The 18,858-nt window shown below is 69.1% G+C and carries 23 protein-coding genes; 10 read left to right on the forward strand and 13 right to left on the reverse strand.

Going from position 1 to position 18,858, the window contains the following annotated elements:
* Positions 1-32: 32 nt before the first annotated feature.
* On the reverse strand, positions 33-1,208 hold the full coding sequence (locus AC3WRV_RS13935; RefSeq protein ID WP_291839893.1) for a deoxyguanosinetriphosphate triphosphohydrolase: 1,176 nt from the start codon (positions 1,206-1,208) through the stop codon (positions 33-35).
* 64 nt (positions 1,209-1,272) lie between these two features.
* On the opposite strand from AC3WRV_RS13935, the gene erpA reads away from it, so the two are divergent.
* The gene (erpA, locus tag AC3WRV_RS13940) at positions 1,273-1,650 is read left to right on the forward strand and encodes an iron-sulfur cluster insertion protein ErpA (protein WP_492313726.1); all 378 of its coding nucleotides are present in this window, start codon (positions 1,273-1,275) and stop codon (positions 1,648-1,650) included.
* Here erpA and AC3WRV_RS13945 read toward each other — a convergent pair.
* Together AC3WRV_RS13945 and AC3WRV_RS13950 are read right to left on the reverse strand one after the other, a co-directional pair.
* Positions 1,647-2,405, reverse strand: coding sequence for a 3-oxoacyl-ACP reductase (locus AC3WRV_RS13945; protein WP_492313727.1), 759 nt, complete (start codon positions 2,403-2,405; stop codon positions 1,647-1,649). The genes erpA and AC3WRV_RS13945 overlap by 4 nt on opposite strands.
* Complete coding sequence (locus tag AC3WRV_RS13950) at positions 2,405-3,730, reverse strand: dihydroorotase (RefSeq protein ID WP_492313728.1); 1,326 nt, start codon at positions 3,728-3,730, stop codon at positions 2,405-2,407. Before AC3WRV_RS13950 ends, AC3WRV_RS13945 begins: the two co-directional genes overlap by 1 nt.
* 234 nt (positions 3,731-3,964) lie before the next feature.
* Here AC3WRV_RS13950 and AC3WRV_RS13955 point away from each other — a divergent pair, with 234 nt between their 5' ends.
* Entirely contained in the window at positions 3,965-4,753 is a 789-nt protein-coding gene (locus tag AC3WRV_RS13955; RefSeq protein WP_492313729.1) for a TSUP family transporter, read from the forward strand.
* Positions 4,754-4,759: 6 nt separating this feature from the next.
* On the opposite strand, the gene AC3WRV_RS13960 is transcribed toward AC3WRV_RS13955, so the two are convergent.
* On the reverse strand, positions 4,760-5,713 hold the full coding sequence (locus AC3WRV_RS13960; RefSeq protein WP_492313730.1) for a glycosyltransferase family 9 protein: 954 nt from the start codon (positions 5,711-5,713) through the stop codon (positions 4,760-4,762).
* 117 nt (positions 5,714-5,830) lie between these two features.
* Between AC3WRV_RS13960 and AC3WRV_RS13965 the strand changes: the two genes are divergently transcribed.
* Positions 5,831-6,379 (forward strand): hypothetical protein, encoded by a 549-nt coding sequence (locus AC3WRV_RS13965; RefSeq protein WP_291837486.1) that lies wholly within the window; start codon positions 5,831-5,833, stop codon positions 6,377-6,379.
* Between the two features lie 211 nt (positions 6,380-6,590).
* Here AC3WRV_RS13965 and AC3WRV_RS13970 read toward each other — a convergent pair whose 3' ends face one another.
* The gene (locus AC3WRV_RS13970) at positions 6,591-6,920 is read right to left on the reverse strand and encodes a hypothetical protein (protein WP_291837483.1); all 330 of its coding nucleotides are present in this window, start codon (positions 6,918-6,920) and stop codon (positions 6,591-6,593) included.
* Between the two features lie 160 nt (positions 6,921-7,080).
* Between AC3WRV_RS13970 and ygfZ the strand changes: the two genes are divergently transcribed.
* Both ygfZ and AC3WRV_RS13980 read left to right on the forward strand, forming a co-directional pair.
* On the forward strand, positions 7,081-7,887 hold the full coding sequence (gene ygfZ / locus AC3WRV_RS13975; protein ID WP_492313731.1) for a CAF17-like 4Fe-4S cluster assembly/insertion protein YgfZ: 807 nt from the start codon (positions 7,081-7,083) through the stop codon (positions 7,885-7,887).
* Between the two features lie 74 nt (positions 7,888-7,961).
* Entirely contained in the window at positions 7,962-9,152 is a 1,191-nt protein-coding gene (locus tag AC3WRV_RS13980) for a thiolase family protein (protein WP_492313732.1), read from the forward strand.
* A 138-nt stretch (positions 9,153-9,290) separates the two neighbouring features.
* Here the strand turns inward: AC3WRV_RS13980 and AC3WRV_RS13985 are convergent, their stop codons facing one another.
* Together AC3WRV_RS13985 and AC3WRV_RS13990 are read right to left on the reverse strand one after the other, a co-directional pair.
* Positions 9,291-9,761: an SRPBCC domain-containing protein gene (locus tag AC3WRV_RS13985; RefSeq protein WP_492313733.1), complete on the reverse strand. Its 471-nt coding sequence runs from the start codon at positions 9,759-9,761 to the stop codon at positions 9,291-9,293.
* A 14-nt stretch (positions 9,762-9,775) separates the two neighbouring features.
* Positions 9,776-10,123 carry an ArsR/SmtB family transcription factor gene (locus AC3WRV_RS13990; protein ID WP_492313734.1) on the reverse strand — a complete coding sequence of 116 codons (348 nt, stop codon included), beginning with the start codon at positions 10,121-10,123 and terminating at the stop codon, positions 9,776-9,778.
* Between the two features lie 109 nt (positions 10,124-10,232).
* Here AC3WRV_RS13990 and AC3WRV_RS13995 point away from each other — a divergent pair, with 109 nt between their 5' ends.
* Together AC3WRV_RS13995 and AC3WRV_RS14000 are read left to right on the forward strand one after the other, a co-directional pair.
* Positions 10,233-11,213, forward strand: a complete 981-nt coding sequence (locus AC3WRV_RS13995) for an alpha/beta hydrolase (RefSeq protein WP_492313735.1) — start codon at positions 10,233-10,235, stop codon at positions 11,211-11,213.
* Positions 11,214-11,346: 133 nt separating this feature from the next.
* A complete protein-coding gene (locus AC3WRV_RS14000; RefSeq protein ID WP_492313736.1) occupies positions 11,347-12,129 on the forward strand; it encodes a hypothetical protein in 783 nt (260 codons plus the stop codon).
* 55 nt (positions 12,130-12,184) lie between these two features.
* Here AC3WRV_RS14000 and AC3WRV_RS14005 read toward each other — a convergent pair whose 3' ends face one another.
* Entirely contained in the window at positions 12,185-12,421 is a 237-nt protein-coding gene (locus AC3WRV_RS14005; RefSeq protein WP_492014378.1) for a helix-turn-helix domain-containing protein, read from the reverse strand.
* Positions 12,421-12,918 (reverse strand): DUF2975 domain-containing protein, encoded by a 498-nt coding sequence (locus AC3WRV_RS14010; RefSeq protein WP_492313737.1) that lies wholly within the window; start codon positions 12,916-12,918, stop codon positions 12,421-12,423. Before AC3WRV_RS14010 ends, AC3WRV_RS14005 begins: the two co-directional genes overlap by 1 nt.
* Before the next feature lie 95 nt (positions 12,919-13,013).
* Between AC3WRV_RS14010 and AC3WRV_RS14015 the strand changes: the two genes are divergently transcribed.
* From AC3WRV_RS14015 to AC3WRV_RS14025, 3 genes are all read left to right on the forward strand, one after another.
* A complete protein-coding gene (locus AC3WRV_RS14015; protein ID WP_291837465.1) occupies positions 13,014-13,952 on the forward strand; it encodes an ABC transporter ATP-binding protein in 939 nt (312 codons plus the stop codon).
* On the forward strand, positions 13,952-14,677 hold the full coding sequence (locus AC3WRV_RS14020; RefSeq protein WP_492313738.1) for an ABC transporter permease: 726 nt from the start codon (positions 13,952-13,954) through the stop codon (positions 14,675-14,677). Before AC3WRV_RS14015 ends, AC3WRV_RS14020 begins: the two co-directional genes overlap by 1 nt.
* 235 nt (positions 14,678-14,912) lie before the next feature.
* On the forward strand, positions 14,913-15,257 hold the full coding sequence (locus AC3WRV_RS14025) for a VOC family protein (RefSeq protein WP_291837460.1): 345 nt from the start codon (positions 14,913-14,915) through the stop codon (positions 15,255-15,257).
* A 3-nt stretch (positions 15,258-15,260) separates the two neighbouring features.
* On the opposite strand, the gene AC3WRV_RS14030 is transcribed toward AC3WRV_RS14025, so the two are convergent.
* Genes AC3WRV_RS14030 through AC3WRV_RS14045 form a run of 4 tightly spaced genes read right to left on the reverse strand, consistent with a single transcriptional unit; the run spans position 15,261 to position 18,815 of the window.
* Positions 15,261-16,199, reverse strand: coding sequence for a hypothetical protein (locus AC3WRV_RS14030; protein ID WP_492313739.1), 939 nt, complete (start codon positions 16,197-16,199; stop codon positions 15,261-15,263).
* 18 nt (positions 16,200-16,217) lie between these two features.
* Positions 16,218-16,385 carry a hypothetical protein gene (locus AC3WRV_RS14035; RefSeq protein ID WP_291841113.1) on the reverse strand — a complete coding sequence of 56 codons (168 nt, stop codon included), beginning with the start codon at positions 16,383-16,385 and terminating at the stop codon, positions 16,218-16,220.
* On the reverse strand, positions 16,360-17,394 hold the full coding sequence (cydB, locus tag AC3WRV_RS14040) for a cytochrome d ubiquinol oxidase subunit II (protein ID WP_492313740.1): 1,035 nt from the start codon (positions 17,392-17,394) through the stop codon (positions 16,360-16,362). Before cydB ends, AC3WRV_RS14035 begins: the two co-directional genes overlap by 26 nt.
* A complete protein-coding gene (locus AC3WRV_RS14045) occupies positions 17,394-18,815 on the reverse strand; it encodes a cytochrome ubiquinol oxidase subunit I (protein WP_492313741.1) in 1,422 nt (473 codons plus the stop codon). The genes cydB and AC3WRV_RS14045 overlap by 1 nt, the downstream gene beginning before the upstream one ends.
* Positions 18,816-18,858 lie beyond the last annotated feature (43 nt).

Below are 18,858 nucleotides of genomic sequence, written 5' to 3' on the forward strand. Positions count from 1 at the left end.
ACTACTCTACCCGCCCCGACGAGGGTTACGAATCACAGATCGAGGGCCAGGTCGAGGCTGAACAGCTTCTTGTGTTCCTCGATGGCGTAGCGGTCGGTCATCCCGGCGATGTAGTCGCACACCGCCCGGGCCCGCCGGGTCTCGTCGCCGCCCTGGGCGGGGCCTGACCATTCCGGCGGCATGGTCTCGGGCTCGGCCATGAACAGCTGGAACATCTCGGCCAGGATCCGCCGCGCCTGACTGCGGGTCCGGTTGACGCGATAGTGGCGGTACATCCGCTCGAACAGGAACTTCCTCAGCACGCCCAGGTCCGCCAGCATGGCCGGCGAGAAGGCCACCAGCGTGCGGGCGGCCATGCGCACGTCCTCGGTGGAACGGACGCCGTCCGCCTCCAGCCGCCGCTCGGTCTCGGCCAGCACGTCCTCGATCATGACCCCGATCATGCGGCGCACCGCCTCGATACGGACCATCCGCTCGTCGATGGCCGGCCAGTCGGCGCGGACGCCGCGCAGCACCGGCCCGATCAGGGGCACGTCGGACAGGTCGTCCAGGGTGAAGAGGCCCGCCTGCACGCCGTCGTCCACGTCGTGGTTGTTGTAGGCGATGTCGTCGGCGATGGCGGCGGCCTGGGCCTCCAGCGAGGCGAAGCTGTTCAGCCGCAGGTCCCAGCCCGGGGCGTAGTCGGCGATGGCGCGCCAGGCGGGCTCGTCCAGCCGATGGCTGACCGGACCGTTGTGCTTGACCACGCCCTCGACCGTCTCCCAGCTCAGGTTCAGGCCGTCGAACTGAGGATAGCGCTCCTCCAGCTTGGTCACGACGCGGAAGGTCTGGACGTTGTGGTCGAAGCCGCCCCACGGGGCCATCTGGGCCTGCAGCTCGTCCTCGCCCGCATGGCCGAAGGGCGGATGGCCCAGGTCGTGGGCCAGGGCCACCGTCTCGGCCAGGTCGGTGTCCAGCCTCAGGGCATGCGCCAGCGAGCGGGCGATCTGGGCCACCTCCAGCGAGTGGGTCAGGCGGGTGCGGTAGTGGTCGCCCTCGTGCGCCACGAAGACCTGGGTCTTCTCCTTCAGGCGGCGGAAGGCGGTGGCGTGGATGATCCGGTCGCGGTCGCGGGCGAAGGCGTTGCGGGTGCGGCTGATCGGCTCGGGCGACAGCCGGCCTCGGCTGTGCTCGGGATATTCGGCGTAGGACGCGCGCTCAGGGATCAAGTTCGGCTGCTCATTCGCTCAGGCGCCCTTTGCGAACGCCCGTCCGCGCCTCATATAGGCCTGCGTGAGCACCGTCCAATCCGCACCCGCCTTCGCCGTCTCCGCCCCCACCGGCGGTCATGGCCTGACCCTGTCCGAAAGCGCCGCGCGGCGCCTGGCGAAGCTGGGCGAGGCCGAGGGCCATCCGGTGCTGCTGCGCGTCGCGGTGGACGGCGGCGGCTGCTCGGGCTTCCAGTACCGCTTCGAACTGATCGAGGCCGGCGACGCCGACGACATCCGCATCGAGACCGACGGCCAGGCCGCCGTGGTCGACACCGTCTCCCTGCCCTTCCTCAAGGGCTCCGAGATCGCCTTCGTCGACGACCTGGCCGGAGCCCAGTTCGTGGTGCGCAACCCGAACGCGGCGTCCAGCTGCGGCTGCGGCGTCAGCTTCTCGATCTAGTCCCGCACCAGCCCGCCATCCACGACCAGGTTCTGCCCCGTCACCGCCCGGCTCCAGGGCGAGGCGAAGAACAGGACGGCGTCGGCGAACTCTTCGGGCGTCGTGACCGACCGCAGCGGCGTCATGCCGGCGATCAGGTCGAAGACCGCCTCGGGCGTGGCCGCGCTGGCGTCCGTGGTGCGCAGCAGGCCGCCGGAGACCATGTTGACCGTGATCCCCTGCGGACCGAGGTCGGCGGCCGCCGTCCGGGTCAGGCTGAGCAGGGCGGCCTTGGCGGCGGTGTAGTCGTGGTAGGGCACGACCGGGTTCTGGAACAGGTTGGTGCCGATGTTGACCACCCGGCCGAAGCCGATCCCGGCCATGCCCGGCGCCGTCGCCTGGATGACGTTCAGGGCGCCGCGCACGACGGTGGCGAACTGGTCCTCCATCTCGGACCAGTCGAGGTCGGCGAACTGCGACCGGCCGTCGCCGTTGAAGCTGTAGTCCAGGGCATTGTTGACCACGGTGGTGACCGGGGCGCCGAAGACGTCCTCGGCCATGGCGACCATTTCCCGCACCGCCTCGCGGTCGGTGACGTCGGCGCGGAAGGCGACGGCCTGTTCGGGAAACTCGTCGACCAGTTCGCGGGCGGCGGTCTCGCTGGCGCGGAAGTTGATGACGACGCGGGCGCCCTGGGCGGCGAAGGCGCGGATCACGGCGGCGCCGACGCCGCGCGCCCCGCCGGTGACGAGGACGATCTGCTCTTCGAGTTTCATCAGGCCAGGGTCTCCTGGAAGCGGACCGGGCGGCCGTGGGCGGTCCCCTGCATCTCGCCATCGCGCATGACGACGCGGCCGCGCACGATGGTGGCCTTGGCCTGGCCGGTGGCCTCGAAGCCGTCGAACGGGGTCCAGCCCGAGCGGGTGGCCATGTCCTCGTGCCTGAGGACATGCTTGGCCTTCAGGTCGACGATGGTCAGGTCGCCGTCATAGCCCTCGGCCATGCGGCCCTTGCCGGCGATGCCGAAGACGCGGTTGGCGCCGTGGCTGGTCAGGTCGATGAAGCGGTCCAGCGTCAGCCGCCCGTTGGCGACGTGGGTCAGCATGACCGGCACCAGCGTCTGCACCCCCGGCATGCCCGAGGGCGAGGCGGGGTAAGGCCGGGCCTTCTCCTCCAGCGTATGCGGCGCGTGGTCCGAGCCCAGCACGTCGGCGACGCCCTGCTCGATCCCTCGCCACAGGCCGGCGATGTGGTAGTTGTTGCGGATCGGCGGATTCATCTGGGCCAGGCCCTTGAGGCGGTCATAGGCCTCGTCGCCGTCCAGGGTCAGGTGCTGGGGCGTGACCTCGACGGTGGCGACGTCCTTGTGCCCGGCCAGGAACTCGATCTCTTCCGCCGTGGTCACGTGCAGCACGTGGATGCGGGCGCCGGTCTCCTTGGCCAGCCCGACGAGGCGCCGGGTGGACATGATGGCGCTCTCGGGATCGCGGACCTCCGGGTGGCTGGTCCAGTCGCCGGTGCGGGCCAGGGGGCGGCGCTCCACGAGGCGGTACTCATCCTCGGAGTGGAAGGTGGCGCGGCGCTTCACATGGCGCAGCACCTCGCGCACGCCGTCGTCGTCGGCCACCAGGAGGGTGCCGGTCGAGGCGCCCATGAAGACCTTGACCCCGCAGCAGCCGGGCAGGCGCTCCAGCTCGGCCAGGTATTTCGCGTTCTCGTGTGTGCCGCCGATGTAGAAGGCGTGGTCGGTCCACATGCGGTCGCGGGCGCGGTCCAGCTTGTCGGCCAGGGTGTCCGGATCGGTGGTGTTGGGCTCGGTGTTCGGCATCTCGAACACGGCGGTGACCCCGCCCAAGGCCGCGGCGCGCGAGCCGGTCTCCAGATCTTCCTTCCACTCCAGACCGGGTTCGCGGAAGTGGACCTGGGTGTCGATGACCCCCGGCAGGACCGTCAGCCCCGTCGCGTCGAACGTCTCGCCCGCCGAGGCCTGGCCGAGGTCGCCGATGAAGGCGATCTTGCCGTCGATGATGCCGACGTCGGCGAGGCCGCGTCCGGCGTGATTGGCGACTTCGCCGCCGCGAACGATCAGGTCATAGGTCATGGGCCGCCTGAATAGTCCGAAAGCGGGCGGAAGGCAGGATGCGCGCGCAAAAAAAGACAGTGCGAAGAGTGCGAACGGGGCGGATCGAAAACACCGTCCGAAGCGTCCGATGCGTCCGGATAGGTCGGGTAGCAACAGGCCGTAGAGTAGCCGATGGGTGCGTCAGGAATGGACGTACGGCCTCCGCCGCATAAACGGGATGCGCAACGGCGAAGGTCGGCGTAAAGCCGCGCCATGTTCGATCTTGCCCCTGAAATCCTCGCCCTGCTGTTCGCCGCGGCGGTGCTCGCCGGATTCGTGGACGCCATCGCCGGGGGCGGCGGGCTGATTACAGTTCCGGCCCTGCTGGCGGCGGGCGTGCCGCCGGTGGCTGCGATCGCGACCAACAAGATCCAGGGCAGCTTCGGCACGGCGGCGGCCACATACACATTCTGGCGCAAGGGGCGGATCGACTTCGCCCTGCTGAAATGGCCATTGACCGCGACGGCGGTTGGGGCGGCGCTGGGCGCCTTTACCGTGACGTTCGTGGACACGACCTGGCTGATGGTCCTGCTGCCCGTCCTTCTGGCCGGGATCGCGGTCTATTTTCTGGTCGGACCCAAGGCGAGCGATGAGGATGTGCACGCCCGGCTGACCCCCTTCGCCTTCGGCGCCGTGACCGGCGGCATCGGCTTCTATGACGGTTTCTTCGGACCGGGCGCCGGGTCCTTCTTCGCCCTGGCGCTGGTCACCTTGCTGGGTATGGGGCTGACGCGGGCGACAGCGCACACCAAGGCGCTGAACCTGGCCAGCAATGTCGTCTCGGTGGTGGTCTTCGCCATCGGCGGCCATGCGCTTTGGCTGATCGGCCTGATGATGGCGGTCGGTCAGGTGATCGGCGGCTGGCTAGGGTCGCACGCCGCCATGCGGTTTGGGCCGAAACTGATCCGCCCCCTTCTGGTGATCGTCTGCCTGGCGATGGTGGCCAAGCTGCTGTCCGACCCGGCCAATCCGCTGCGCATCTGGCTGCTGGGCCTGACCTGAGGCGGCTCAGGCCGCCCGCTCGGCCAGCACCTTCCTGGCGGCCTTGAGCACGCGGTCGGCGGGGACCTCGTTCATGTGCAGGATGGCCTGGTTGAGGCCCGGATCGATCTTGCGGAACTCCTCCACCGAGCGGGGGCCGCGCACCACCACGCCGGTCCAGGGACCGCGCACCGTCTCGTCGGAGGGGCCGTAGGCCGCCACCACCGGCGCGCCGGCGGCGACCGCCAGCTGGGTCCAGACCGAGTCGCCGCCCAGATAGAGCGCCGCCCGCTCCAGCACCGCCAGGGCCTGCACCATCGACAGCTTGCCCGGCAGTTCGCTGGTGCGGTTGCGCGGCATGGCCAGGCGGATGGTGTGGCCCGCGTCCTTGTCCTTCTCGTCGCCGAGCACGACCACCCGGCCGCCGGCCAGCGGCCCGTCGTTGGTCAGGGTGGCGGCGAGGGTCGCATAGCGTTCGGGCGGCCATTCGCGGCCGACCCAGTCAGCCCCCGGCGCGATGACCAGCAGGGGCGCGCCGTCCTGCGGCAGCAGGGGCTCGATGGAGGCGCGGGTGGCGTCGGACACGAACAGCCGGGGAGCCGGGACCTCGTCCAGCTGCAGCACGCGGGCGGCCAGTTCGACCTTGTGCACGCCCGCCTCGTCCTTGCCGCGCACGGCCCGCTTCTGGCGGCTGAGCTTGCCCGAGAAGGTGGTGCCGCGCATGTCGACGATCAGGCCCCATTTGATCGCGCGGACCTGGTTCCACAGGCCGAGCCATTCGAGGCGGCCCTCCTTCTCCAGCACGATCAGCTTGTCGAGGCGCGGGGTATCGGCGAACAGGAGCGCGCTCTGCGGCGAGCCCACAATGGTGAAGCTGGCCTGCGGCATGGCGTCGACCAGATACGCGAGCACGCCCGAGGACATCACTGCGTCGTCTGCGCCGGCCTCGGCGAGGTAGAGAATGGGGAAACGGCCCGCCATGCGCTGGTTGTACAGGGATTCTCGTCACGTCAGCGGGACATGACGCCCTGGTGCAAGCAAGCTGTGGACGGACGGACTTCAGTTGACCCGGCCCCGTCTTTCTGGCGTCGCTCCGCGATGAGCCTGCCCCTCCTCCCCGACCGCGAATGCGGCGGCTGCGTCGAATGCTGCCGCGTCATTCCGCTGGACCTGCCCGAACTGGCCAAGCCCACGGGCGAGCTGTGCGGCTATTGCGTCGACGGTTCGGGCTGCGCCGTGCATGCGATCCGGCCGCAGACCTGCCGGATCTGGTTCTGCCTGTGGCGCGTGATCGAACTGGGCGACGACTGGCGGCCCGACCGCAGCGGCGTGATCGTCCGTCCCGACGGGATCGATGAGGGGGTGATCACCCTGTACGTCCTGCGCCGCAGCGACTTCCTGGCGTCCGAGGGATTGTTCGTGGTGGTCGCCGGCTGGCTGGCCGAGGGGATCGAGGTGGCGCTGAGCGTGCCGGGGCCTGTCGGCTTCTTCCCCGCGCGGGCGGTGGTGACGGAGTGGCTGAGGCCCGCGGTCGAGGCGGGCGATCCGGCGGGGTTCGTGGAGCGTGTGGTCAGGTCTCTGGACCGACTGGAACAGCACCAGTGGGAGCCGGACGGAGTGACGGCGCGGTATGCGGTGGGGAGCTGACGGGCCGCCCATCCACGGTCAAGACGCGCCCATCCAGATCTTTCGTGACCACCGGCAAAGGCGGTTGCATCGCGTCCGCCGCCCTGGCGTCCCGCTCGATGCGCCAGGCCGTGAACGCAAAAAGGGACAGGAGGCAGGCCGCAAAGATGATGAAGAATAGGCGTTCGCGGAACGTCATGGGTCGTTTGATCGGCGTCATCTGGAGCGGTTCCTAGTGATAGCCCAGTGTCGCGAACTGCTGCTTGAGCAGGAAGTAGCTGCCGAACGCCGCCACGGCGACGACTGTCATCAGGATCCATCCGACCGTCGTGAGCTTGCGTTCCTCGGCGTTGCGGTAGGGCACGCGGTCGCCGACCAGCAGGAAGAACAGGCCGAAGATCAGCAGCAGCGGCGCCAGGACGAACAGCTTGATGTCGTAGTGGACCTCCGGCGCCTGCGCGCGAGCCGCCTCGAGCGGCGTCACGATGCCCCACCAGGAGGCGGCCAGTCCGAGGGCCAGAGTCACGAGCCCCCCGAGGCGGTGCAGAAGGTCCCTGATCATCATCCGGCTCCACCCTGTGACGCGGTCAGCCTGGCACGCGGCGTCGGCGTGACCATAGCGCATCAGGGCCGAAGCGTCGTGTCATGCAGCGACTTCGCACTGCCGTTCTTCCTACGTCGCATGGCTGTCGGAGCGACGCCCGCCGCCCTATGTAGGACCCATGACCACGCGCATCGCCCGCCTGCCCTCCCGCGCCCTGATCCGGATCGGCGGGCCGGACGCCAAGCCTTTCCTGCACAATCTGCTGACGCAGGACGTGGAGACGATCGGCGAGGGCGAGCTGAGGTTCGGCGCCCTGCTGTCGCCGCCGGGGCGGCTGCTGTTCGACCTGTTCATTTTCGGCGAGGCGGACGGCGTGCTGCTGGACGTGGCGGCCGAGCGGCGGGACGCCCTGATCCAGCGGCTGTCGATGTACAAGCTGCGCGCCGCCGTGACCGTCGAGGCGGACGACCGCGCGGTGTTCGTCGGCTGGGCCGGCGTGGTCGAGGGTTTCGCGGTCGATCCGCGCGAGCCGGCGCTGGGCGGGCGGCGCTATGGCGGCGCGCTGGACACCAACGCCGTGGAGGATGACTGGCAGGCGCACCGGCTGACCGTGGGCGTGCCCGATCCGAGCGCGGACGCGCCGTCGGACAAGACCTATCCGATCGAGGCCGATTTCGACCTGCTGAACGGGATCGACTTCCAGAAGGGCTGTTTCATCGGCCAGGAGACCACCTCGCGCATGAAGCGCCGGGGGGCGATCCGCAACCGCATGCTGCCGCTGGAATTCGACGGTCCGCCGCCGCCGTTCGGAGCCGAGGTGCTGAACGGAGAGCTGCGCGCCGGCGAGGTGCTGAGCGGGCGCGACGGCGTCGCCATGGCCCTGGTGCGGCTGGACCGGCTGGAGGGCGAGCTTACGGTAGAGGGGCGTCCGGTGCGGGTGCGGCGTCCTGATTGGCTGCCGGCCCCATTGCCTGCGGCCGAGTGATTGTGCACTGCAGCGCAAAGGCTTGCGTCTGACCCGAAAAGGGACGATCTAGCCGCCGTAGGTTTTTTTAGAGGATGCTCTCGATGTCCGATCCCGTCGTCATCTGTTCCTTCGCCCGCACGCCCATGGGCGGCTTCCAGGGCGCCCTGACCGGCGTCAAGGCCACCGAGCTGGGCGCCGTCGCGGTCAAGGCTGCGGTCGAGCGCGCGGGCGTCGCGCCGGAGAAGGTCGAACAGATCTACATGGGCTGCGTCCTGCCCGCCGGCCTGGGTCAGGCCCCGGCCCGTCAGGCCGCCATCGGCGCGGGCCTGGGCCAGCACGTCGAGGCGACGACGGTGAATAAGATGTGCGGCTCGGGCCTGCAGGCCGTGATGATGGCCGCGGATTCGATCAGGGCCGGTTCGGCCGACATCATCGTGGCGGGCGGCATGGAGTCGATGACCGGCGCCCCCTACCTGATGAACAAGCATCGCGGCGGCGCCCGCATCGGCCACGACGTCATCGTCGACTCGATGATGATGGACGGACTGGAAGACGCCTATCAGCCGGGCAAGCCGATGGGCTCGTTCGCCCAGGACACCGCCAATGCGTACCAGTTCACCCGCGAGGACCAGGACGCCTACGCCATCGAGAGCCTGAGCCGCGCCAACGCGGCCGTCACCGGCGGCGCCTTCGCCGGCGAAGTGGTTCCGGTCGAGGTCCAGTCGCGCAAGGGACCGGTCACGGTCAGCGAGGACGAACAGCCCGCCAAGGCCGATCCGTCCAAGATCCCCAATCTGAAGCCCGCCTTCGCCAAGGACGGCACCATCACAGCAGCCTCCTCGGCTTCGATCTCGGACGGCGCCGCCGCCCTGGTCGTGACGCGCGAGAGCGTGGCGCGGGCGCTGGGCATGCCGGTGCTGGCCCGCATCGTCGGCCACTCGGCCCACGCCCAGGAGCCCGCCCTGTTCACCACCGCCCCGGTCCCGGCGATCCGCAAGACCCTGGCCAAGGCCGGCTGGTCGGTCGACGACGTCGATCTGTGGGAGGTCAACGAGGCCTTCGCCGTGGTGCCGATGATCGCCATGCGCGAACTGGGCATCGACCACGCCAAGCTGAACGTGAACGGCGGCGCGACCGCGCTCGGCCATCCCATCGGCGCTTCGGGCGCCCGGGTGCTGGCCACCCTGCTGGCGGCGCTTCAGGCGCGCGGCGGGACGAAGGGCGTGGCGAGCCTGTGCATCGGCGGCGGCGAAGCCGTGGCGATGGCGGTGGAGCTGGCGTAACTCAAGACTCTCCCTCCCCTTCTGGGGAGGGTGGACCGCGAAGCGGGACGGGTGGGGAGCGACGCCCCGCCCTTACGAACCCCACCTTGTCGTCGCTGCGCGCCGACATCCCTCCCCACGAGGGGGAGGGAGACGCTCTTACGCCGCCGCCGCGAACATCCCGTCCAGGCGCGCGTAGCCGGCTTCCATGCCGTCGGTCATGCCCGACATCTTCGCGCCATCGCGGGCTTCCTGCGAGGCGTAGAGGATGTGGGTGCGCAGGATCGTCCCGTCGCCGTCGTCATGCAGGGACTGGGTGACCAGGGTCTCGCCGCCGGTCCAGTCCTCGTCGAACTTTTCGGTCGCGACCATGCGGTCGTCCGGCACGATCTCCTTGAAGGTGCTGGTCAGGCCCATGCGGGCGTCGCCGCGCGCCCATTCGAAGCGCATCTCGCCGCCGACGCGCAGGTCGATGGTGCAGACCGGCATGGTCCAGCCGTCGGGACCCAGCAGCCATTTGCGCACCAGGTCGGGCTCGGTCAGGGCGCGCCACACCTGCGGGCGGGCGGCGGCGAAGCGGCGCTCGATCAGGATTTCGCGGTCGCCGGGGGTCATCAGCTTCAGGGTCATCGGGGCATCCTCCATCAGTCGCCGGTCGCGCCGGTCGTTTTGAGTTCCTCGAGCACCGCGTCGAGCGCCGCATAGCGGCTCTCGAACAGGGTGCGCAGTTCGATCAGGAAGTCGTTGGCGATCACGAGAGCCTCCGGCTCCAGCTTGCGGGGACGGCGCTGGGCGTCCTGTCCGGTCGAGATCAGCCCCGCCCGTTCCAGCACCTTGAGGTGTTTCGAGATGGCCGGCTGGCTCATGTCGAAGGGCGCGGCCAGCTCGCTGACCGAGGCCTCGCCCTTGGCCAGCCGCTTCAGGATGGCGCGACGGGTCGGGTCGGCCAGGGCGGCGAAGGTCTCGTCCAGTTTCAGAGCGGCGGCGGCCATGTTCATAACCTCAGTGTTGTATAACTTTGTGGTTATATTCTGAGGCGGAGTCAAGCGGCTTGTCGGCGCGGGCGGCGGCGGCCTAGCCTGAGCCTCAGGAGACCGCCCCATGATCACCACCCGCAGAGGCGCGCTGGGCCTGGCCGCAGCCGCCGCGACGCCCCTTCCCGCCCTGACAATGACACCGGTGTCGCAGACGGTGGCGCCGCCCGACCCGACCGAGACGATCCGCCTGTGGCCGGGCGCGGCGCCGGGGGGCGCGCGGGTGACCGTGACGCCGGTGGTGACCGAGCGCTCGACCGATCCCGCCTTCCACGACCGCTTCGCCCGCTACACGACCGAGCCGATCCTGATGGTCCTGCGGCCCGCCCGGCCGAATGGGGCGAGCCTGCTGCTGATCCCCGGCGGCGGCTACAAATGGGCCGTCGTCGACAAGGAGGGGTTGGACTGCGCGCGGGTGTTCGCGGCGGCGGGCATCACCTGTTTCGTGCTGCGTTACCGCCTGCCCGGCGACGGCTGGACGGCGGGTCCGGACGCGCCGCTGCAGGACGCCCAGCGGGCGCTGCGGCTGGTGCGGGCGCGCGCGGCGGCGGACGGACTGGACCCGGCGCGGGTGGCGGTGCTGGGCGCCTCGGCGGGCGGACACCTGGCCGGGATGCTGACAGCGCGGACGGATCAGACCTATGCGGCGGTCGACGAGGCGGACGCCGTGTCGATGCGGCCTGACCTGTCGATCCTGCTCTATCCGGTGGCGACCATGGCCCCGCCCTTCGCCCACGCCGGGTCGCGCCGGGAGATGCTGGGCGAGACGCCGTCGGCGGAGGCCGTCGCCCGCTATTCATTGGAGCGGATGGACTGGCGCGGGCGGCCGCCGGTCTTCCTGCTGCACGCGATGGATGACGAGGCGGTGCCGGTGGAGAACAGCCTGCAGCTGCTGACGGCGCTGAAGGCCGCGGGCGTGAAGGCGGAGGCGCACCTGTTCGAGGAGGGCGGCCACGGTTTCGGGATCCGCCTGATCGAAGGCAAGCCGGCGGCGATCTGGCCGGAGCTGGTGCTGCGGTGGGCGGCGCGGCGGGGGTGGGCGGGCTAGCGGCTAGTCCTCCGCCATTCCCTGACCAAACGCGCCGACACGATCGCTATCTGAACGCACACATCGGACAATTGATAATGCAGAGTTGAAAACCGCCCCACGTTTGCGTCCAATGAAGCGGGGGAGGGCCGTCATGATAAATCGAAAATGGATCAAGGGGATTGCGATTGCAGTCCTGTTTGCCGTCACCTTGAGCGCGGGAACCGTAGTTATCATCGCGAGCATATTGTCGAGCGCGACGGAGGTTCCTGACATCAAGGTACGCGACATCAGGCATCTGGCTCCCGACGAACAAGCGCTGATCTTGTCTGCACTCAACGTTACGGCTGCCCAGAAATCGGCAAAAGTGGCCGAACTCGCGTTGTTTGTCAGCGCAGTCGGAATGATCGGCCTGACGATGACCATTTTAGCCAGCTTCTACTCTATGTATCAAACTCGGCAAATATTCGATTCACAGGCTCAACATACTCACGATGAACTTCGAGCTTACCTCGCCGTAAGCGCTCACATCGTAAATGTTGGACTTGGAAAGAAGCCAGTCTTAAAAATTGAAATCAAAAACATGGGATCTACCCCGGCAAAGAATGCCAAAATTGGACTTGCGCTAGCCTATCAGTTTGCTGGAGATGACAAAAATCTAGACTACAGCTACACAAAGGACCTTTTTGACCCGATCATCATACAACCCGGAAACAGCGCCTCAGCGAAAATCACCCATCACAACACGTTGACTGAAGAGCAGATATCCGAGCTGAACAACATGGAAAACCATTCAGGACACATACTGACGGCAGTGGGTGGAATTGAATATGAGACATACGCTGGGAAGCAACGGGAAACTTGGTTCGCATTCTGCTTTTACGGACCGGGGTGCGAGGAGAAGAGCAATCTCCCCAAACATAACGGCGCGACTTGAGGATGATGTTGTCAGCCCTCCAATGCTGACTTCAGCTCATCCCAATAGCCCAACCTCACTCCTCCTCGTCCCCCAGCAGATCCGCCGCGTCGAAGTCGTAGTCCAGCAGGTCCGCCGGCCGGCACTCCAGCGCCGCGCACAGCTTGGCCAGGGTGCGGAAGCGGATGCCCTTCACCTTGCCCGAGCGGAACAGGGACAGCTGGGTCTCGCTGAGACCGACCTGCTGGGCGAGGTCGCGGGCCTTCAGGCCCTTGCGGACGATCAGCTGGTCGAGGGTCACGCGGATGGGCATCATATCATTTCGTCCAGCTCGGCCTGGACCTTGCCCGCCTGTTCGATCACCCGGCCCAGCAGGAACAGGGCGCCGCCGATCATCCCCAGCGTCATACCCGCCACGTCGAAATTCAGAAAGCCGCCCTGGCCCATGTGCAGAACGCGCATCAGGTTGGTCACGATGAAGACGCTGAGCACCCCGCCGACGCCCAGCGCCAGGCCGACGCGCCGCAGGGTCGAGGCGAGGGTCGTCTGGATCAGCCGCCCCTTGCCGATCTGACCCACGCCCGTCCCGATGGACCAGACCCCGAACAGGTAGCAGAAGGCCGGCAGGCCGTACTGCAGCGTGCCCTGCAGCACGTCCGGATAGCCCATCATCCCCCGCGTCCAGGCGATGATCGGGGCGACGACATAGGCCAGCGCCATCAGGGCCCCGACGCTGCACACCATGAAGATCGACAGCCAGCGGAATTGGCGGCAGCGCAGGCGGAAGCGGTCGATGTCGGCAGCGGCCATGAGGGTCTCCGGAATCTGTCTTGTCTTTAATCTTGACTTAAAGACGAGAGCTTCGCAACTTTATATGAGAGTTAAACGAATCGAGAGCGCCGACCATGAACGCCGCCATTGAAACCCGCGCCCTGACGCGCCGGTTCAAACGCCATCTGGCCGTCGACGCCGTGTCGATGACCGTGCCGGACAAGGCCGTCTACGGCTTTCTGGGCCGCAACGGCGCGGGCAAGACGACGACGCTGAAGATGCTGCTGGGCCTGATCGCTCCGACCTCGGGCGCGGCCCGGGTCGCCGGCGTCGATGTGGCCCGGGACCGGCTGGCCGCCGCGCGGCGGGTCGGGGCGCTGCTGGAGGCGCATGGCTTCTATGTTAACCTGTCCGGCCGCGAGAACCTGGACCTGACGCGGACCCTGCTGGGCCTGCCCAAGACCGAGATCGACCGGGTGCTGGACGTGGTCGAGATGCGCGAGCACGCCGGCAAGCCGGTCAGCGACTTCTCGCTGGGGATGCGGCAGCGCCTGGGCCTGGCCCGGGCCATGCTGGGCGCGCCGCCGGTGCTGATCCTGGACGAGCCGACCAACGGGCTGGATCCGGACGGCATCGCCGACATGCGCCGCTTCCTGCGCGCCCTGCCCGAGCGGACCGGGGCGACGGTGCTGCTGTCCAGCCACCTGCTGGGCGAGATCGAGCAGACGGCGACGCACGTGGGCATTCTCAGCGAGGGCCGGCTGGTGCTGGAGGGCGAGCTGGAACGGCTGAAGGCCGAACTGGCGCCCGAGATCGCCTTCCAGACCGACGACCTGCCGCGCGCCGCGGCGCTGGCCAAGGCCCGCGGCTTCGACCTGACCCTGGGCGAGGGCGGCGCGGTGGCGCGCCTGAAACCCGGCGAGGACGCCCGCTCCGCCTCCGCCGCCCTGAACCGCGCGCTGGTCGAGGCCGACCTGGCCGTCTTCGCCATCGGGCCGCGCGCCCGGTCGCTGGAAGGTATCTACCGCGACGTTTCCTCCCCCGCCTCCAACCTCCAGCCGGAGACCGTCTGATGCTCGCCGTCCTGTCCGTCGAAGCCCGCAAGCTGAACCGCTCGCTGGCCGCCCTTCTCGCCGTCGCCGCGCCCTCGCTGATCGCGGTGTTCGGCTTCTTCATGCTGCTGCGCAGCACCAGGGCCCAGCCCTGGGACATGTGGATGACCAACGCCGCCGGCGTCTGGGCCTTCTTCATGATGCCGATGAGCGTGACGGCCCTGACCGCCCTGGTGGCGCACATGGAGCATGGCCCGAAGAGCTGGGACCACCTGCGCGCCCTGCCCCTGCCCCGCTGGAAGCTGTACGCGGCCAAGGCGATCTGCGTGCTGGCCCTGCTGGCCCTGATGAGCGCGGCGGTGCTGGCGTTCAGCTGGGCGGCGGTGAGCCTGGCCGGCGCGATCAAGCCGACCGTGGCCGCCGCCGGACCGTTCGACCTGGCGCAGTACGCCCGCGTCATGGCCATGATGTTCGGCGCGGGGCTGCTGATGGTCGCGATCCAGCTGTGGATCGCGCTGCGCTACGCCAGCTTCGTGCCGGGCCTGGTCGTCGGGATCGGCGGCACATTCTTCGCCGTGGTGGCGACCGCGGCCAAACAGGGCGTCTTCCTGCCCTGGCAGATGCCGGTCAACATGCTAGCCACGGAAGCCTGGCGGGTGAACACGGCCCTGGGCCTGGGCGGCGGCCTGGGACTGCTCGCCCTGATCCTGATGACCGTCCATCTGGCGCGACGCGAGGTGCTGTGACCGCGGGGCGGCGTCCGCGCGCATCAGGCGGGTGATGGAAGCCTGTCCTGTGGTCAGCACGATCATCGGCCGACTCCTGCGATTGCGAACGATTTGCAGGTTTGCCCGGATTTGAACGGCTGGCAAGCGGGACGGTGGAAAAAGCCGAAAGCGCCGCGGTCGGCCCTTTCGCCGGCCGCCGCACGGGGTCACAACGGGGTGTGTCGGATGGCGATCCACAACAGGACACACCCCAATGCGTGAAGACGGAAAGCTGGACTATTTCGAACTGCCGGGCGGCGACATGCCGACGGTGAAGGCCTTCTACGGCGCGGCCTTCGGCTGGACGTTCGTCGACTACGGGCCGGAGTACGCGGCGTTCAACGAGGGGCTGGACGGCGGCTTCAACGCCCACGCCGCTCCGGATGACACGAAGACGCCCCTGCCCGTGCTCTGGGCGGACGACATCGAGGCCATGCAGGCCAGGGTCGAGGCCGCGGGCGGGACCATCCTGAAGCCGATCTTCGCCTTCCCCGGCGGGCGGCGGTTCCACTTCCGCGATCCGGCGGGCACCGAGCTGGCGGTCTGGTCGGAGAGCTGACGCCTAGCGGACGTCGACCGACTGGGCGATCTGCTCCGCCAGCGCCCGGTCGGCGCCGTCCAGGGTCATGGTCCAGACATGGACCTCGCGCGGCGCGTCCGGACGCTGGAACAGATGCTCCATGGCGTGCCGCTGGCCGTCCTCGGTGACGACGACGCTGGCGCGCCCGCCCGCCTCGACCGTCTCGCCTGTATAGATCGGGAACTGCGAGGCCGGACCGGCATAGACCATAGCGAACGAGCGCTCGCCACGGCGGATCGTATAGATCTTGAAGTCCGGACCGGGGCGGCCGGTGACGATCTGGAAGCCTGCCGGCAGCTCGACCGTGAACGGCAGGGCCGCGCGGGCGGCGGCGTCCAGCACCGTGACCGTGGACACGGCCGGCGGCGGCGGCGGCGGCGCGACCGGCGCGGGCGTCGGGGCCGCTGAAGGCGCCGGCGTCGGAGTCGGAGCGGGGGTCGGGGCCGGCGTCCCGGGACGCGGCGCGGGCGTGGCGCTGGCGGCGGGCGGCCGGGTCGTCGTGGAGGGCGCGGGCGCGGCGGGCTGCGGCACGGTCGTCGCGGCGGCGGGCGGAGGCGCGGTGCGCGGGGCCGGGCTAGGCGCGGCCGGACGCGGCGTGGGTGCGGGTGTCGGCGCCGCCGTGCGAGGAGCCGGGGTCGGCGCCGGAGTGGCGGTCGGAGCCGCCGGACGCGGCGCCGGGGTCGCGGGAGCCGGCGTGACGGCGGCGGGCGGAGGCGTTGTGACCGGGGCCGGCGCCGGGGCCAGATAGGTCGCCGGGCGCGGCGGACCGGCGTTCAGGTCGCGGGTGAAGTCCGCGCCGGGCGCGGCGGCGGGCGCCGGGGTCTGGGCTTGCGGCTGGGCCCCGCTGGGGGGCGCCGTCTGGGCCTGGACGGCTCCGGCGAGGAGAAGGGCGGCGGCGGCGGACGCGACAGAGACTTTCATGACCGCGACCTTCGCCCTTCAGCCCATGAACGGCAAGGCCCTGAGACCATAGGCGACAATGGCGGTCACCGCCGAAGCCGCGACCGCCAGGGCCACGAACCACGCCAGCTTCTTCCACAGCGGGCCGCCGGCTTCGCCGGGCCCGGGCGGGGGAACGGGTTCAATGATGATAGCCGGACTCCTCATCGACCTTGCCGCGGAAGACCCAGTAGACCCAGGCCGTGTAGATCAGGATCAGCGGCAGGATGAACGCCGTGCCCCACAGCATCAGGGCCAGCGCGTTGTCGGGCGCCGCCGCCTGCCGGTAGTCCAGCGCATAGGGGGCGACATAGGGCACGAAGCTGGCCGCCAGTCCGAGATAGCCGGACAGGAAGACCGCGATCGCGCCCACGAAAGGCCAGCGGTGCGAGCCCTTGCGGGCCATCACGAAGACCATCGCCAGCCCGGCCAGGCCGACCGCCGGGATGACCAGCAACGGCGCCAGCGCGGCCCAGTCGATGGCGAAGCCGTTGCTGAGATCGAAGCCCCAGCGGCTGGCGATGCGCGGATGGATGTACAGGGTCGCCAGGCTGACCGCCGCCAGCAGGGCCGCGACGGCCCCCGCCGAGATCAGGGTCCAGCGCTTGGCGTCGCCGTGCAGGTTGTCCTTGGTCTTCATCATCAGCCAGGCCCCGCCCAGCAGGGCGTAGCCGGCCACCAGGCCCGCCGCGACCAGCAGGCTGTAGGGCGTCAGCCAGTCGAAGGTCCCGCCCGCGAACCGGCCGTCCTGGACGGTCACGCCCTGGATGAAGCCGCCCAGGATCAGGCCCTGCGCCACCGCCGTCAGGATCGAGCCGCCGGCGAACATCTGGGTCCAGAATTTGCGGCCCCGATCCCGGGCGCGGAAGCGGAACTCGAACGCCACGCCGCGCAGGATCAGGCCCGCCAGCATCAGCAGCACCGGCAGATAGAGGGCCGGCATCAGCACCGAGAAGGCGCCGGGGAAGGCCGCCAGCAGGCCGCCGCCGCCCAGCACCAGCCAGGTCTCGTTGCCGTCCCAAACGGGGGCGACGGTGTTCATCATCACATCCCGCTCTTCCTTGCGCCTGGCGAAGGGGAACAGGATGCCGACCCCGAGGTCGAAGCCGTCGAGGACGACGTAGAGGAGGACGGCCGTGGCGATCAGCCCGGCCCAGATCAGCGGCAGGTCCAGCATCACGCGTCCTCTCCGGGAGTGGTGTCCGCCGGCGCCTTGGCCAGGGCCGAGCCGGGGGCGCGGTCCTGACGCGGATCAGGCTCGGCCGCGGCGGCTACGGGACCTTCGGCCATCAGGCGCAGGATGAAGATGGCGCCGGCGGTGAAGACCACCGCATAGACGCTGATGTAGGCGATCAGGCTGGTCGCGACCTCGGCGGTCGTGACCGGCGAGACCGCGTCGCGGGTGCGCAGCACGCCGTAGACCAGCCACGGCTGGCGCCCGACCTCGGTCACCATCCAGCCCGCCAGCACGGCGAGGAAGCCGGACGGCCCCATGGCCACGCAGAAGCGCAGGAACCACGGACTGTCGAACAGCCGCTTGCGCCAATGGAGCCAGGCCCCGCCCAGTCCCAGCGCGATCATCAGCAGGCCCAGGCCGACCATGACGCGGAAGGCGAAGAAGGGGATGGCGACCGGCGGCTGGTCGTCGGGCGCCCACTGGTCCAGGCCCTTGATGACCTCGTCCTTGGGCACGTTCTGGATCATGTTGCCGATGCCCGGGATCGAGACCTCCAGATGGTTCTTCTGGGCCGCGCGGTCGGGGATGCCGAACAGGTGCAGCGGTTGGTCGGCGCGGGTCTCCCAATAGCCCTCGATGGCGGCGGTCTTCAGCGGCTGATGCTCGTGCGCGACCTCGCCCGACCAGTGGCCGACGACCAGTTGCAGCGGCGCGACGACGGCGACCAGACCGATGGCCATGACCAGTCCGATCCGGCTTTCGGTCCAGCCCTCGACGGGGCCCTTCGCGCGCTCCTTCAGCACCCCGTAGGCCGAGGCCGCGCCGACCACCAGGCCGGTGGTCAGGAAGGCGGCCAGCAGCATGTGCACGAGGCGCGAAGGGAAGCTGGGATTGAAGATGACGGCGGCGAAGTCGGTCGCCCGCATGGTGCCGTCGGCGAGGACTTCGAAGCCCTGCGGCGTCTGCATCCAGCTGTTGGCCGACAGGATCCAGAAGGCCGAGATCGAGGTGCCGACGGCGACCAGGACGGTGGCCAGGAAGTGCAGCCGCGGCCCCACCTTCTTCCAGCCGAACAGCATGACGCCGAGGAAGGAGGCCTCGAGGAAGAAGGCGGTCAGGACCTCATAGGCCAGCAGCGGCCCGATGACCCCGCCGGTGATGCGGATGAACTCGGACCAGTTGGTGCCGAACTGGTAGCTGAGCACGATGCCCGAGACGACGCCCATGCCGAAGCTGATGGCGAAGATCTTCACCCAAAACAGATACAGGGTCTTGAAGGCGTCCCGTTTGGTCCAGAGCCACAGCCCCTCCAGCACCGCCAGAAAGGCCGCCAGGCCGATCGTGAAGGCCGGAAAGAGGATGTGGTACGAGACGGTGAAAGCGAACTGCAGGCGCGAGAGCAGCAGCGCATCAATTTCCACAGCCAGATCCTTCCGAATAGCCCTACCCTGTTTGTGGTCTTAC

The organism is Brevundimonas sp. EU05-FHT14B11, assembly GCF_058790835.1.